Annotated in this window: 11 protein-coding genes; 6 read left to right on the top strand and 5 right to left on the bottom strand. The window is 72.0% G+C overall.

The genetic code is table 11. From position 1 onward, the window contains the following. Window positions 1-99 precede the first annotated feature (99 nt). Window positions 100-882 (top strand): hypothetical protein, encoded by a 783-nt coding sequence (locus tag OG570_RS43865; RefSeq protein ID WP_326947995.1) that lies wholly within the window; start codon window positions 100-102, stop codon window positions 880-882. Window positions 883-893: 11 nt separating this feature from the next. Further along, on the top strand, window positions 894-4,022 hold the full coding sequence (locus OG570_RS43860; RefSeq protein WP_326954594.1) for a non-ribosomal peptide synthetase: 3,129 nt from the start codon (window positions 894-896) through the stop codon (window positions 4,020-4,022). A gap of 246 nt (window positions 4,023-4,268) precedes the next feature. Here OG570_RS43860 and OG570_RS43855 read toward each other — a convergent pair whose 3' ends face one another. Continuing rightward, window positions 4,269-5,504: a cytochrome P450 gene (locus OG570_RS43855; protein ID WP_326954593.1), complete on the bottom strand. Its 1,236-nt coding sequence runs from the start codon at window positions 5,502-5,504 to the stop codon at window positions 4,269-4,271. A gap of 250 nt (window positions 5,505-5,754) precedes the next feature. On the opposite strand from OG570_RS43855, the gene OG570_RS43850 reads away from it, so the two are divergent. Both OG570_RS43850 and OG570_RS43845 read left to right on the top strand, forming a co-directional pair. Then, window positions 5,755-6,528, top strand: coding sequence for an ABC transporter ATP-binding protein (locus OG570_RS43850; RefSeq protein WP_247049358.1), 774 nt, complete (start codon window positions 5,755-5,757; stop codon window positions 6,526-6,528). Further along, window positions 6,513-8,477 (top strand): hypothetical protein, encoded by a 1,965-nt coding sequence (locus tag OG570_RS43845; RefSeq protein ID WP_326954592.1) that lies wholly within the window; start codon window positions 6,513-6,515, stop codon window positions 8,475-8,477. The genes OG570_RS43850 and OG570_RS43845 overlap by 16 nt, the downstream gene beginning before the upstream one ends. 61 nt (window positions 8,478-8,538) lie before the next feature. On the opposite strand, the gene OG570_RS43840 is transcribed toward OG570_RS43845, so the two are convergent. Genes OG570_RS43840 through OG570_RS43830 form a run of 3 tightly spaced genes read right to left on the bottom strand, consistent with a single transcriptional unit; the run spans window position 8,539 to window position 10,868 of the window. Then, window positions 8,539-9,081 carry a DUF1707 SHOCT-like domain-containing protein gene (locus OG570_RS43840; RefSeq protein WP_326954591.1) on the bottom strand — a complete coding sequence of 181 codons (543 nt, stop codon included), beginning with the start codon at window positions 9,079-9,081 and terminating at the stop codon, window positions 8,539-8,541. A 9-nt stretch (window positions 9,082-9,090) separates the two neighbouring features. After that, window positions 9,091-9,282 (bottom strand): hypothetical protein, encoded by a 192-nt coding sequence (locus OG570_RS43835; RefSeq protein ID WP_326954590.1) that lies wholly within the window; start codon window positions 9,280-9,282, stop codon window positions 9,091-9,093. Further along, entirely contained in the window at window positions 9,279-10,868 is a 1,590-nt protein-coding gene (locus OG570_RS43830) for an acyl-CoA carboxylase subunit beta (RefSeq protein ID WP_326954589.1), read from the bottom strand. Before OG570_RS43830 ends, OG570_RS43835 begins: the two co-directional genes overlap by 4 nt. Before the next feature lie 227 nt (window positions 10,869-11,095). Here OG570_RS43830 and OG570_RS43825 point away from each other — a divergent pair, with 227 nt between their 5' ends. Further along, entirely contained in the window at window positions 11,096-11,857 is a 762-nt protein-coding gene (locus OG570_RS43825; protein ID WP_326948002.1) for a thioesterase II family protein, read from the top strand. 264 nt (window positions 11,858-12,121) lie between these two features. On the opposite strand, the gene OG570_RS43815 is transcribed toward OG570_RS43825, so the two are convergent. Continuing rightward, window positions 12,122-12,907, bottom strand: a complete 786-nt coding sequence (locus OG570_RS43815) for a hypothetical protein (RefSeq protein ID WP_326954588.1) — start codon at window positions 12,905-12,907, stop codon at window positions 12,122-12,124. 264 nt (window positions 12,908-13,171) lie between these two features. Here OG570_RS43815 and OG570_RS43810 point away from each other — a divergent pair, with 264 nt between their 5' ends. Further along, entirely contained in the window at window positions 13,172-14,812 is a 1,641-nt protein-coding gene (locus tag OG570_RS43810) for an AMP-binding protein (RefSeq protein WP_326954586.1), read from the top strand.

Genomic DNA, 14,812 nt, shown 5'->3' with positions numbered 1-14,812 from the left:
GCCGGAGATCTCGCACCCCTAGGGTCTCCGGTAGGGGTTAATGACCTGGGGGTCCTCCATTTAGGCTTGACGCGAATTCCAGAGTACTGGGGAGTTGTGATGAACGATTTCACCGAATGGCGAATCCTGAAGAACGGCGCGAAGAACGACTTCGTGCTGGCGGTCGACTTCTATTCCCCCGGCCGCTCCGAAGCGACGTTCTCCGACCTGGCGCCCGCCTTGAGCGTGCCCAGCACGGTCTGGGAGACGATGCAGCCGGAGCCGGGCACTGAGGACGACATGACCGGCGAGGACTACCTGACCCGGTGGCTCGACGCGCTGCCCGACGGCGAGATCCGCGGCGTGCTCGGGTTCTGCGTCGGCGGCGTCTACGCCTCGGCGCTGGCCCGCCGGATCGGCGAACGCCGGGGCACGCAGCCCGCGGTCGTCATGTTCGACCCGGAACCGGTCAGTGCGATCGTGCTGTACTGGCAGTTCCACAAGCTGCTGGACAAGCTCGTCGGCGTGCTGACCCCGCAGGAGATCGAGGAGTCGAAGACCGTCGGCTTCGCCGAGGCCGACGGCGCCGACGACCTCGTGGTGCTCGGCGACTCGCTGATCAAGCTCTACCGCGAGGTCGGGCACGTCGGGCTCGGCCGGCTCGGCCTCAACGAGGCGCGCCGCAACGAGATGATGAGCTGGTTCGACGCCTACGTGCACTACCTCGTCGGCGCGACCCAGGTCGACACCGCCGTCGACCTGAGCACCTGCACGGTCATCAACTCCGACGCCCCGGCGGACGGCCGCCACCTGGCCGGCGCCGAGATTTCCTTCGACCTCGACCGCCACGACCTGCTTCGCCGCTCCGCGGTGGCCGAAGCCGTGTCGGGCCTGCTGAAGTAGGAGAACCCACGATGCGCACGTTCACCGGCAAGGGCCCGGGGCAGGACGTCGAGGTACCGGCGAGAGCCGGCGTCACGTCCAAGGAAGAGGCGCTGTGGCTGCTGGACCGGCTGGTCCCCGGCAGCGGCGTCAACACGGTCGCGGTGCGGTTCGAGGTGCCGGTCGCGCTGGACCCGGTGGTGCTCGCGGAAGCGGCGCGGCTGGTCCAGCGGCGGCACCACGGGCTGCGCCGGGTCTTCCACGACGAGGGCACCCGCCTCACCGCCGAGGTGCTGCCCGCGTCCGCGGTCACCCTCGACGTGTCCACTGTGGACACGAGCCGGGAGCTGGTGGACGCGCGGGTCGCCGGGTTCGCGGCCGCGCCGCTCGAGATCGGCGGAACGCCGCCGATCCGGCTGGCGCACTTCCGCTGCCCGGACGGCGACGTGGTGTGCGTTTCGGCGCACCACCTCGTGTTCGACACCATTTCCGCCGCCGTCTTCTTCACCGAACTGGCGAAGGCCTACGAGGCGCTGGCCGTCGGGCGCTCGTGCCCGGCCGTGCTCGCGGCCGAGGTCCGCGCCACCCCCGACGTCGTGCCGACCGAGACCGGGATCGCCTACTGGCGCGAGCACCTCACCGGGTTCGACGCCACCGCGCTCGGGCTCTCGGTCGGCACGCCCGAGGCGGCCGAGTCCGTCCTGGACGGGGACTTCGTCGAGCACCGGCTCTCCCGCGAGGCCCTCGCCGCGCTCGACCGGCTGCGGCGCGAGCTGCGGGCCCCCGACGCGGTCGTGCACATGGCCGCCTATTACCTGCTGCTGGCCCGGCACGGCGCCGGCCCGGACCTGGTCGTCGGCACGCCGGTCAACACCCGGCCGTCGCACGCCCAGGGCGCCATCGGCTACCACGTGAACGTGCTGCCGCTGCGGGTCGGCGTCGAGTTCGGCGCCGGTTTCGCCGACCTCGTCGCCCGCACCCGCTCGGTGTACTTCGACGCGCTGGCGCACGCCGACGTCCCGGTCGACCTGCTGCTCCCGGAACTGCCGCGGGCGAGTTCCGACTGGCGCAGCACGATCTTCCGGCACCTGTTCAACTACCAGCCGGGCGGCGGCCTGCCGCGCTTCGGCATCGGCGGGGTGCACACCCGGCCGGTCAGCGTCGAGAACGGCACCAGCAAGTTCGACCTGGAACTGGTGGTGCAGGCGGACGCGGACGAAACCGTCCTCAAAGGACGGTACGCGACCGGTTCGCACTTCCGCGCCGACGTCGAGGCGCTGCTGCGCCGCTACGACGCGCTGCTCGTCGCCGCCGGCGCCGACGCGCAGCGGCCGGTGGGGCAGCTGCCGCTGTTCAGCCCCGCCGACCGGGCCGTGGTCGACGCGGCCAACAAGACCCGGCGGCCGACTCGGGCGCGCACGGTCCTCGAGGCGGTCGCCGACCACGTCGCCACCCAGCCGGCCGCGGTCGCCGTGCGGGACGGCGAACGCGCGGTGACCTACCGCGAGCTGTGGCTCACCGCGCAGGCCACCGCCGACCGGCTGCGCGGCCAGGGCGCCGGCCCCGGCGACATCGTCGGGCTGGCCGGGCGGCGCGGCCCCGAACTCGTCGCGGCGGTGTTCGGCTGCTGGCTGATCGGCGCGGCCTACCTGCCGATCGACCCCGATCACCCGGCGCACCGCGTCGAGCACCAGCTCGCCGACTCCGGCGCCCGGGTGCTGCTGGTCGGCGACGGCGTCTCCCTTGACGCCGACGGCCGGACCGTGCTGCCGCTGCCGGCCATCACGGCCGACGGGCCGGCCGTCCCCGACACCCTCGTCGTGGAAGGCGACGAGGCGGACGACGCGTGCGCGTACCTGATCTACACCTCGGGGTCCACCGGCAAGCCCAAGGGCACGGTGCTCGCGCACCGCAACCTCGCGAACCTGGTCACGCACTTCCGCGGCGAGACCGGGCTGGGCCCGGGCGACGGCGGGCTGTGGATGACGACGTTCGCGTTCGACATGTCGGTGATGGACCTGTTCCTCCCGCTGTACGCCGGCGCCACGCTGGTCGTCGCGCCGGACGAGGCCCGCACCGACGGCCGGGCCCTGCGCGCGGTGCTGGCCGAGCACCGCGTCGACTTCCTGCAGGCGACGCCGACGACGTGGCGGCTCGTCCTGGACGACGTCGCCGACCTCCTGGCCGGGGTCAAGGTGGTCTGCGGCGGCGAGCCGATGCCGCCCGCGCTGCTGCGGCGGCTCGTCGCCACCGGCTGCGAGCTGCGCAACCTCTACGGCCCGACCGAGACGTGCGTCTGGTCCACCGCGGCCCGGCTGACCTCGCCGGACGACCCGATCGTCGTCGGCCGGCCGATCCGCAACACCACGGTGTTCATCGCCGACGACGCCGGGCGCGAGCTCCCGCCGGGCGTGCACGGCGAGCTGTGCATCGCCGGCGGCGGCGTCGCGATCGGCTACCACAACCGGCCCGAGCTGACCGCGGACAAGTTCCGCGAGCACCCGGTGCACGGGCGCTACTACCGCACGGGCGACCAGGGCCGCTGGCGCCACGACGGCACGTGCGAGCTGGTCGGGCGGGTGGACCGGCAGATCAAGCTGCGCGGCAACCGGATCGAGCTCGGCGAGGTCGAGGCCGTGCTGGCCGAGCACCCGGAGGTGGCCGGCGTCGCGGTCGTCCTGGTCGGCGAGCCGAGCGCGGGCGGCATCCTGGTGGCGTTCGTCGAAGGGCCGGATTCGTCAGGATTGGCCGACCGGCTGTGGCAGCACGCCCGGGCGCAGCTGCCCCGGGCCGCCGTCCCGCACGAGTTCGTCACCATCGACCGGCTGCCCACCACGGTGACGGAGAAGATCGACTACCCGGCCCTGACCCGCCTGGCCGCCGACCGGCGCGCCGCGGCGGGGGAGGAGCCGGGCTCCCCGGCCGCCGACGGCGACCTGCTGGACACGCTGATCGGCCTGTGGGCCGGCCTGCTGGGCCGCCAGGACGTCGCGGCGGACACGAACTTCTTCGTCGTCGGCGGGCACTCCCTGCTGGGCGTCCAGCTGGTGCAGCACGTCGAGGACCTGACGGGCGTGGGTTTGAAGCTCACGGACGTCTTCTCGATGCCCACCCCGGGCCAGCTCGCGGACCACGTCCGTGACCTGCTCCGGACTCCCTGACCACCCTCCCCCCTCGGACCCCGGCGCGCCCCTCCGCGCCGGGGTCCCTCCCTTTTCCGGGGTACGGCAAGCGTTCGACGATGGAGGATTCTGGCCGCTGAGCGTCCCAAATCCTCCATCGACCCCTCGCGGCCATGGCCCCAGACCAGCCGCTCCCACACACAGCGGAAAGCCGTGAAGGCCACCTTGAGGGACTCAGAGTCCCTCAAGGTGGCCTTCACGGCTTTCCGGCGCGGGAGGGAAAGCTCAGCCGGTCACCGGGAACGCGTGCAGGCCGCGGATGAACGGTGACGCGCGGCGTGTCACCTCGCCCGCCCGCTGCAGGTTCGGGAACCGGTCCAGCAGCACGCGGAACGCGACGTCGCCCTCGAGGCGGGCCAAGGGGGCGCCGAGGCAGTAGTGGATGCCGCTGGAGAACGAGATGTGGTCCGGGCCCGACGGGCGGTGCAGGTCGAAGACGTCCGGGCGGTCGAAGGCGTCCGGGTCGCGGTTGCACGCGCCCGTCAGGATGGTCACCTGGCTGTCCACCGGGATCCGCTTGCCGCCCAGCTCGACCTCCTCGTGCGCGAACCGCGCCTGCATCAGCACCGAGGTGTCGTAGCGCAGCGCCTCCTCGACGGCCTTCGGCGCGAGGTCCGGGTCCGCGCGCAGCAGGTCCCACTGCCCGGGGTGCTCCAGGAGGGCGAGCGTGCCGTTGCCGATCAGGTTGACCGTGGTCTCGGTGCCCGCCAGCGACAGCATCCCGCACATCGCGACCAGCTCGGCCGCGGTCAGCTTGTCGCCGTCCACCGACTGCAGCAGCCGGCTGACCAGGTCCGGACCCGGCTCGGCGACGCGCAGCGCGAGCAGTTCGGTGAACAACGCGGTCATGCCGTCGACGGCGTCCTGCAGGCGCTTGGCCTCGGCCAGGGAGACGACGCCGTCGAGCACCAGGCTCAGCCCGGCGGCGAGCTCGTCGAACTCCGCCTGCCGCGATTCCGGAATTCCGAACAGCGTCGCGATCACCGCGCACGGAACGCGCTTCGCGTATTTCTCCATCAAGTCGAACGGCTTGCTCGAATCGACGGCGTCGAGCAGTTCCCGGCACGCCCGTTCGATATCCGGGCGCAGTGCCCCGATGGTCTTCGGGCTGAATGCCGGCATCGCGAGTTTGCGCAGCCGGGTGTGTTCCGGCGGGTCCATCGCCAGGAAGGAATTGTCGAACGTCGACGTGCCCTGCGGCCAGTAACCGCCGAGTGTCCGGCGGCCGAACCGGCGGTCGCGCAGCACGCTGTCGGCGATGTCGCGCCCGAGCACCGCGTAGATCCCGATCCGGCTCTTCTGCACCGGCCCGCGGGCCCGCATCTGCGCGTACACCGGGTACGGGTCCTCCGGGCCGAGCATCAGCGCGGCGATCCGGTCGCCCAGGGCGCCCAGCGAGGTGAGCCCGGCCCGCGCGGTGCGCAGCTGGGCCTCCAGTTCGCTGTCGGTCGATGTCGTCATCGGCTCTTCCCTCGGCTCGGAATTGCTTTTCGCTGCCCGGGGTGGTTAGTCTGATTCGGCCGGTTTGGTCGACTCGGCAGTCGGCTGCCACCGTAATTGCGCGACACGCCGATTCGTAACCCCTATGCCCACCCTTATCGCGGGACGCGAACTGTTCAGTTGTGCCGCGTTCTCTTTTCCCCGGCAGGCCGCTACGCTGTGCCCGGTAAAGCGCGGCCGGCGGGCCGCCCGAACCATGGGGATGATCCACGTGCCTACGATCGACGAAAGTGCACCCGCGCTCCGGCTCTCCGGGTTGCGCAAGAGATTCGGCCGGAAGGTCGCGGTGGACGGGGTCGACCTCGCCGTGCCGAAGGGTTCGTTCTACGGCCTGGTCGGGCCCAACGGGGCGGGCAAGACGACGTCGCTCTCGATGGCCGTGGGCCTGCTCCGCCCCGACGCCGGCGCGTCGCACATCTTCGGCGTCGACGTCTGGGCCGACCCGGTGCACGCCAAGGCCCTCGTCGGCGTGCTCCCCGACGGCATGTCCCTGCCCGAGCGCCTGACCGGCCGCGAACTGCTGACGTACCAGGGGCTGCTGCGCGGCCTGCCCGAGGCGCAGATCGACGAACGCGCGGGTGAGCTGCTGGAGGTCCTCGAGCTGACCGAGGCCAACCGCACCCTGGTGATCGACTACTCCACCGGCATGCGGAAGAAGATCGGCCTCGCGACGGCGTTGCTGCACGCGCCCAAGCTGCTGGTGCTGGACGAGCCGTTCGAAGCGGTCGACCCGGTCTCCGCGGCCACCATCCGCACGATCCTGCAGCGCTTCGTCGCCTCCGGCGGCTCGGTCGTGTTCTCCAGCCACGTGATGGCCCTGGTCGAGCAGCTCTGCGACCACGTCGCGGTGATCGCCCGCGGCCAGGTCGCCGCGGCCGGCCCGGTCGACGAGGTCCGCGCCGGGCGCGGCCTCGAAGACGTCTTCGTCGAGCTCGTCGGCGCCCGCACCGGGGGGATGGAGGGGCTGGCGTGGTTGGCGTCCTGATCCGGATGAAGCTGGCGGTGCTGCGCCGCTCGATGAGCGGGCAGCGCGCGGCCAGCATGCTCGCGGGCGGGTCGATCGGCCTTGTCCTCGCGATCGGCACGCTCGTGGTCGGGTTCTCGCACTTCGGCTCGCCCGAAACCGCCGTCGCGGTGCTGTCGCTGCTGCTCATGGTGTGGACGCTGGGCTGGCTGTTCGGCCCGATGCTCACCGGCGGCGACGCGGTGCTGCGGCTGGAGTACTTCACCCTGCTGCCGATCCGCCCGCGCACCCTGGCCATCGGCATGGTCGGCGCCGGGTTCGTCGGCATCACGCCGGTGGTCGCGCTGGTTGCGTTCGCCGTGCTGCTCGTCTACGGCGCCCACCTCGGCCTGGCCGCCGCGCTCGTCGCGATCCCGGCCGTGCTGCTGCAGCTGTGGTTCGTCGTCGTGCTGTCGAAGGTCGGCATGCAGGCGCTGGGCCGGCTCGTCCGGTCGCGGTTCGGCTGGGAGCTGTCGTCGCTGGTCGTCGGGTTCGTGCTGGGCCTGCAGAACACCGGCTGGATGGACATCGGCCTGGCGATCCGCACGTTCAGCGGCGGCTGGGCCGACGGCGGCGGCATCGTCCTGCGGATCCTCCCGTCGAGCTGGGCGGTCGTCGCGGTGGACGCGGCGGGCAAGGGCAACTGGGGCGTCGTCGCGCTCTCGCTCGGCGGCCTCGCCGTCCTGGGCGCGGTGCTGTTCTTCGTGTTCTCGGCGCTGCTTTCGCGCCAGCTCGTCCGGGGCCTCTCCGACGGCGGCACGACGCAGACCGGCGGCGACAGCCTGGCCACCAAGCGGATCCTGCCCGGCGGGCCGTTCGGCGGGGTGCTGGGCAAGGAGCTGCGGCTGTGGGTCCGCGACCTGCGCCGCGCCCGGTTCCTGAGCATCGCGCTGTGGGCGGGCCTGTTCAGCGGGCTGTTCCCGCTGCTCGACGGCAACACCGTGCTGCTGCCCTTCGCGGGCGTGATCACCGCGCTGTTCGCCGGCGCGCTGTCGGCGAACGTCTACGGCCTCGACGCGGGCGCGTTGTGGCTGACGCTGGTCGCCCCGGCGGCCGAACGCGTCGACGTCCGCGCCCGGCAGGTCGCGTGGCTGCTGCTGGTCGCGGTCCCGGTGCTCGTGCTGACCGCGCTGCTGACGCTGGTCAGCGGGCAGGGCTGGGCGTGGCCGTGGGTGCTGGCCGTGCTGCCGGCGATGCTCGGCGGGGCGGCGGGCCTGGTGCCGCTGGTCTCGCTGGTCGGCGTCGCGCCGTTCCAGGACCGCCCCGGTGGCAACCCGATGGACGGCTTCACCGACGAAAGCGGCGACCAGGTCCGGCTGAAGATCTTCGGCATGCTGTTCGGCCAGATCCTGCTGGCCGTGCCGGCCGCGGTCGTCGTGCTGATCGGGTTCCGCACCGGCAGCACGCTGCTGGGCTGGGCGGGCGTCGCGGCGGGGCTGCTCACCGGCGCGTTCTACTACTGGCTGTTCGGCCGGCTCGCCTACCGCCGCCTGGAGAAGGCGGGCCCGGAGATCCTCGACCTGATGCGCAAGGGCGTCCGGACCGAGGTCAAGGTCTCCGCCGACGAGCCGGCGGAGGGCGAGGAAGAGGAGCCGGCGAAGAAGGACGACCTCAGCGGTCCGCAGAACGCCGCGGTCGCGCTGTTCGTCCTGCTCGGCGTCCTGCTGGTGATCCCGCAGGGATTCGTGTCGCTGGGCCTGAGCCTGTTCGGCGCGACCCTGCCGGGCTGGTTCCTCGTCGCCCACGTCGCGCCCGGGCTGCGGGTGCTGGTGGCCATCGGCTCGATCGTGCTCGGCGCGTGCTCCTTCGGCACGGTCGTGCTGATGCACCGCGTCGCCAAGCGCAAGGCCGAAGCCTTGGCGGCGGCGGAGGAAACCGAAGTGCCGGAAGAGGAGAAGGAGAACGGCCGCGAGCACGCGGCGGCCCGCTGACCGCGGTGCGAAAAGGCCCGGCTCACCGAGTGAGCCGGGCCTTTTCGCGGGTGCGGGGCGTTCAGCGGGGGTGGCGGAAGCGGATGTTGCCCGCGGTCACCTTGCAGTGCGCGCGCAGCACCGGCAGGCCGGGCTCGGGCGGCGCGGTGACCTTGTTCGTGATGTCGCCGGCGCCGGTCGCCATGGCCTCGAACAGCAGGGTCCAGCCGCGCGGGACGATGACGAGGATGGTGCCCCAGCCGCAGTCCAGGTTGAGCGTGACTTCCCGGTGCGGGCACGTCGCTTCGCTGAAGTCGATCCGGACGTCGCCGGAGGAGCACTTGGCGTCGATGCGGCTCGGCACGTCCCACGGGCCGGTGCGCTTGACGTCGCCCATGCCCGCCTTCAGCACCAGCGGCGGCGTCTCGAGCGCGGCGAGCGTGCCGGACGGCAGGTCGGCGAGCAGCGGAGCGAGGTCGCCGCGGGTGCGCGCGGCCGCCGCCGCGGCCGAGCGCTGGGCGAACTCCTCGAGTTCCAGCATGCCTTGGCCGAGCGCGTCCTGCAGCAGCCGCGCGGCGCGTTCTCTGTCCAGATTGGACACACGGAGGGTGTCTTGGTCGCTCATGTTTCCACGCTAACCAGGGGGAAAGCCCGGCGGCACCCCTACTTCCCGGGGACGGCTCATCCAGGAGCCGGGCGGGGTGTAACCCGCGGCGCGCAGCCACGGCGCGGCGGTGGGCGGCCGGTCCCGCTTCGGGCTTCTCGCACTGCCCAGCGCGCCGAGGACGGCGAGTATCACGGCCAGGTCGTCGTCCGGGCCGCTCATACCGGCGGGTTCCCGTGCTTGCGCGCGGGCGGCGCGGCGTACTTCGTCCGCAGCACGGCGAGCGCCTCGATGACGACCGGCCGGGTCCGGGCCGGGTCGATCACGTCGTCCACCAGGCCGCGCTCGGCGGCGTGGTAGGGGTGCGCCAGCTCGGTCCGGTACTCCTGGATCCGCCGGCGGCGCGCCTCTTCCGGGTCGTCGGCCGCGGCGATCTCGCGCCGGAACACGACGTCGACGGCGTCCTCGGCGCTCATCACCGCGATTTCGTTGGTGGGCCAGGCGAAGGACAGGTCGCAGCCGATCGAGCGGGAGTCCATCACGAGGTACGCGCTGCCGTAGGCCTTGCGCAGGACGACCTGCACGCGCGGCACGGTCGCGTTGCAGTAGGCGTAAAGCAGCTTCGCGCTGTGCCGGATGATCCCGCCGTGTTCCTGGTCGCTGCCGGGGCGGAACCCCGGGACGTCGACGAGCGTGACGAGCGGGATGCTGAAGGCGTCGCAAGTCTGGACGAACCGCGCCGCCTTCTCCGACGCGGGGATGTCCAGCACCCCGCCGCCGGCCGCCGGCTGGTTCGCCACGATCCCGACGACCTCGCCGCCGAGCCGCGCGAGCCCGCACAGGACGTTCGGCGCCCAGCTCGCGTGCACCTCGAAGAAGTGGCCGTAGTCGGCGATCTCCGCGATGACCTCGCGCATGTCGTAGCCGCGGTCCGCGTCGACCGGCACCAGCTCCAGCAGCGCCGGGTTCGGCCGGTCCACCGGTTCGCCGGGCGGCAGCGACGGCGGCAGCTCGCGGTTGTTCGCCGGCAGCATCGAGATCAGGTGCCGGACCTCTTCGAGGCACTCTTCCTCGGTGTCGTAGACGAACCCGGCCGCGCCGGACAGCCCGGCGTGCACGTCCGCGCCGCCGAGCTGCTCGTGGGTGATGTCCTCGCCGGTGATCGAGCGGACGACGTCCGGGCCGGCGAGGTACATGTGCGCGATGTCGCGGACCATGAACACGAAGTCGGTCAGCGCGGGGGAGTGGGCCGCGCCGCCGGCGCACGGGCCGAGCAGCACGCTGATCTGCGGGATCACCCCAGACGCCTGGACGGTGCGCCGGAAGATCCCGCCGTACCCGGCGAGTGCGCTGACGCCCTCCTGGATCCGCGCGCCCGCACCGTCCGAAAGGGACACCAGCGGCGCGCCGGCGGACTCGGCGAGGTCCATCAGCTTGTGGATCTTCGCCGCGTGCGCTTCGCCGAGCGAGCCGCCGAAGATCCGGAAGTCGTGCGCGTAGACGAAAACGCGCCGTCCGAAGACCTGGCCCCAGCCGGTGACCACGCCGTCGGAGCAGGGGCGCCGGTCCTCGAGGCCGAACCCGGTGGCGCGGTGCCGCCGCAGCTGGTCGATCTCGTGGAACGTGCCTTCGTCGAAGAGCAGGTCGATCCGCTCCCGGACGGTGAGCTTGCCCTTGGCGTGCTGCCGCTCGGTCGCGCGCCGGGACGGCGACACGGCGTGCGCCCGCAGCTCGGCCAGTTCGGCGACCTTGGCCTCGATGTCGAGAGCCGGCAGGTCGCCGACGACGAGATCTTCGGTGGCGGTCATGACTCACCCCAACGTGTTTCTTTCGGCGGTTCCCCTCGCGGCCGGATGCCGGTAAGTCATTGAAACCGGCCGGCACCGTCCGGACCAGCACGTCGGCCCCCTGTCTGCCACCCCCGGCCCCCAGCACCCCCTCATCCGGAACCTAGGGGTCGACCCGCGCGCGGGTGTTTGACAGATTCGGCGGGGTAAGCGCGCGACAGCACAGCCGACACGCGGAAGGCCCGGCCATGACCCTCTCCCTGGACAGCCAGCTCTGGATCCGGCGGTTCCACCCGGCCCCGGCCGCGACGGCCCGGCTGGTCTGCTTCCCGCACGCCGGTGGTTCCGCGAGCTACTTCCACCCCGTGTCGGCGGCGCTTTCGCCGGCGGTGGAGGTCCTCGCCGTCCAGTACCCGGGCCGTCAGGACCGCCGCACCGATCCGCTGGTGGACGACCTGTTCGTGCTCGCCGACCAGCTGGCGGAAATCCTCGCCGCCGAGCCGGGCCCGCTGGCGTTCTTCGGCCACAGCATGGGCGCCAGCCTCGCCTTCGAGGTCGCGCGCCGGCTGGAACCGCGCGGCACCGAGCTGCTGGGCCTGTTCGTCTCCGGCCGCCGGGCGCCCTCGGCGTTCCGCGACGAGCGCTACCACCGCGAGAGCGACGACGGCCTGCTCGCCGAGGTCAAGCGCCTGAGCGGCACGGACGCGAAGGTCCTGGAGGACGACGAGATCATCCGCATGGTCCTGCCGGCGCTGCGCAACGACTACAAGGCCGCCGAGACCTACCGCTACCGCCCCGGCCCCGACGTCAGCTGCCCGGTGCTGGCCCTGATCGGCGACCACGACCCCAAGGTGACCGCCGACGAGGCCCGGCAGTGGGCCACGCACACGTCCGGCGCGTTCGAGCTGCGCACCTACCCGGGCGCCCACTTCTACCTGAACGAACACCACGCGGCCGTCAACAGCCTGATCGCCGCCCGGCTCTCCGCGGCTGCTTCGTCGCGCGGCTAGCGGCCGGGCCGCTCCCGAGCCGGCTGATCAGGCCGGGCATCGCAAACGCCACGGTTCCCGCGGCGGGCGCCCGCCGGCCTTCGACTCGGTCGGCTACTGCGGTCGCAACGTGGTCGAACGCCGCTTCACCCTGCCCAAGCAGTGACGCGGGCCGGACAAGCCGGCCATCGTCCACCGAGCAGCGGTCGTCCGAACGCCGTGATCACCTGGACCAAAGGCATGGTCGCTAGCGGCCGACGCACGGGGTGCGCCGGCCGCGGGACCTCACAAGCTGCAGGGCGCCAGCGCGTCGAGGCCTTGGGGCTTGTCCGCGTTGCGGCCGATCGCGGTGGCGATCCGGTTGATCGTGGCGACGCGCTTGTCCTCGAGCGGGCCGAGGATGGCGTTCTGGACGAAGTTCGCGCCACCCTCGCCCGCGCTGGTGACCAGGCGGTTGTTCGCTTCGGCGAGCTGCGTGTCGAGCAGGGCGAGGTTGCGCTGGACCTCGGCCTGGGCTTGAGCGGGGATCGCCGGGAGCTGACTCTCGACGTCCGGGCAGGTGATCTGGCCGCCCTGGGCCGGTTCCGCGGCGCTCGGTTCGGTGGACGCCGGTGCGGCCGCGGACGTGGTGGCGGCCGGCTGCCCGCCGAGGGTGCAGGCCGCGAGGGCGTCGAGGCCCTGGGGTTTCGCCGTGACGCGGCCGATCGCGATCGCGATGCGGTCGATGGTGCTGGCCCGTTTGTCCTTCAGCGGGCCGAGGATGGCGTTCTGGACGAAGTTCGCGCCGCCCTGGCCGGCGCTGGTGACGAGGCGATTGTTGGCCTCGGCTATCTGGGTGTCGAGCAGGGCGAGGTTGCGCTGGACCTCGGCCTGGGCTTGAGCGGGGATCGCGGGCAGCTGCCCGGCGACGTCGGGGCAGCTGATCTGCTCAGACGTCGCCGCGCTGGCCTGGCCGGTCTGGCCGGCCGTCGTCGCGATCACCAGGGCGCCGGCGGCGAGCGCGAGGCCCAGGGCCGCCGTGGCGAGTTTCGTCCGCCGGGAAATGCGGTGTCTTCCACCGGTATCAGGCATGAATGGCTCCCATGTTCCGTACTCGTTAGCGTGAACATATGCGCGGCCAGGCGCTATCTTGACGTCTCGACCAGGGGATTGTCCAGTCTGATCGGCCGGAAAAAGATAATCTGAACCAGGTTGAACCGGCGTCCGTATTCTCCGGTGAAGCACCCGGTCTGCGTATTCCGGAAAACGTCGGAAGCCGGCCGGGTCTTGACGGGGACGGGCACTGCCTCCTAGCGTCGCCATACCGACCGGTCGGTGTCCAAGGGAGGTCACTGGATGAGCTGGTACGACGAGAAACCGTGGCTGGCGAGCTACGGCGAACGGCCCCTGGAACCGGTCGTGGCGACCACGCTGCCCGAGACCTTCCGCCGGGCCGCGGACCACGTGCCCGACCGGGACGCCGTCGTCTACTTCGACGGCCGGCTCACCTACCGGCAGCTCGACGAGCTCTCCGACGGCGTCGCCCGCTACCTCACGCAGAACGGCTTCGAGCGCGGTGACCGGCTCGCCCTGGTGCTGCAGAACATCCCGCAGTTCGTCATCGCGCTGCTCGGCGCGTGGAAGGCCGGCGGGATCGTCGTGCCGGTCAACCCGATGTACCGCGAGCGCGAGCTGACCCACGTGCTCACCGACGCCGGCGTCAAGGCGATCGTCTGCTCGCAGCGCGGCTGGAACGCCTACATCGGCGAGACGGCCAAGGAACTGCCCATCGCGCTCACCACCAGCGAACTGGAGTTCCAGACCCGCGACGACGAGCGCGTGCTGGGCAAGGTCGTCCGCGAGGAGACCCCGGGCGCCGTCGAACTCCTCGAAGCCGCCGGGACGCCCGGGCCGAAGCCGCCGGAGCCCGCGTTCGCACTCGACGACGTCGCCCTCATCAGCTACACCTCCGGCACCAGCGGTACACCGAAGGGCGCCACCAACACCCACGGCAACCTCGGCACGAACGCCGCCGCGCTCGGCTCCTTCAGCGGCCTGCCCGCCGGCACGACGTTGTTCGGGCTCGCGCCGCTGTTCCACATCACCGGCATGGTGTGCGAAGTCGGCTCCGCGATCGACATCGAGGGCACGCTCTCACTCGCCTACCGCTTCGAAGCCGGCGTCGTGCTCGACGCCTTCCTCGAGCACGAGCCGTCGTACACGGTCGGGCCGTCGACGGCCTACATGGCGCTCATGGCCCACCCGTCCTTCAGCCGCGAGCACTTCGCGTCGTTCGCGCTGCTCTACTCCGGCGGCGCCGCGCTGCCGCCCGCCGTCGTCGAGGCGTTCCGCGCGAAGACCGGGCACTACATCCACAACGGCTACGGCCTCACCGAGACGACCGCCGGCTGCGTCGTCGTCCCGGGTGACCTCGAAGCGCCGATCGACCCGGCGTCCGGCACCATCTCGATCGGCCTGCCGGTGCCCGACACGATCGTCCGCATCCTCGGCGAGAGCGGCGAAGAGCTGCCGTTCGGGCAGGCCGGCGAGATCGCCGTCGAAGGCCCGATGGTCGTGTCCGGCTACTGGAACCGCCCGGACGCCACGGCCGAGTCGATTCCCGGCGGGCGGCTGCTCACCGGCGACATCGGGTTCATGGACGAACGCGGCTGGGTCTACGTCGTGGACCGCAAGAAGGACATGATCAACGCGTCCGGTTTCAAGGTCTGGCCGCGCGAGGTCGAAGACGTCCTCTACACGCACCCGGCGGTCCGCGAGGCCGCCGTCGTCGGCATCGCCGACGACTACCGCGGCGAGACCGTCAAGGCGTACGTCAGCCCGGCACCCGGCGTGACCGCCGATCCGGCGGAGCTGGTGGCCTGGTGCAAGGAACGGCTGGCGGCCTACAAGTACCCGCGCACCATCGTGGTGCTCGACGAGCTGCCGAAGACCACCAGCGGCAAGATCCTGCGCCGCGAACTGCGGGCGAGGGGGTAG

The sequence above is a fragment of the Amycolatopsis sp. NBC_01286 genome (assembly GCF_035982555.1).
Lineage (GTDB): Bacteria > Actinomycetota > Actinomycetes > Mycobacteriales > Pseudonocardiaceae > Amycolatopsis.
Note: the sequence above shows the minus strand (reverse complement) of the source record. Positions and strands in the feature narration are given on the sequence as shown.

Coding starts and splice junctions, on each gene's coding strand:
- OG570_RS43865 (WP_326947995.1), top strand. CDS start 100: ATGAACGATTTCACCGAATGGCGAATCCTGAAGAACGGCGCGAAGAAC.
- OG570_RS43860 (WP_326954594.1), top strand. CDS start 894: ATGCGCACGTTCACCGGCAAGGGCCCGGGGCAGGACGTCGAGGTACCG.
- OG570_RS43855 (WP_326954593.1), bottom strand. CDS start 5,504: ATGACGACATCGACCGACAGCGAACTGGAGGCCCAGCTGCGCACCGCG.
- OG570_RS43840 (WP_326954591.1), bottom strand. CDS start 9,081: ATGAGCGACCAAGACACCCTCCGTGTGTCCAATCTGGACAGAGAACGC.
- OG570_RS43835 (WP_326954590.1), bottom strand. CDS start 9,282: ATGAGCGGCCCGGACGACGACCTGGCCGTGATACTCGCCGTCCTCGGC.
- OG570_RS43830 (WP_326954589.1), bottom strand. CDS start 10,868: ATGACCGCCACCGAAGATCTCGTCGTCGGCGACCTGCCGGCTCTCGAC.
- OG570_RS43825 (WP_326948002.1), top strand. CDS start 11,096: ATGACCCTCTCCCTGGACAGCCAGCTCTGGATCCGGCGGTTCCACCCG.
- OG570_RS43815 (WP_326954588.1), bottom strand. CDS start 12,907: ATGCCTGATACCGGTGGAAGACACCGCATTTCCCGGCGGACGAAACTC.
- OG570_RS43810 (WP_326954586.1), top strand. CDS start 13,172: ATGAGCTGGTACGACGAGAAACCGTGGCTGGCGAGCTACGGCGAACGG.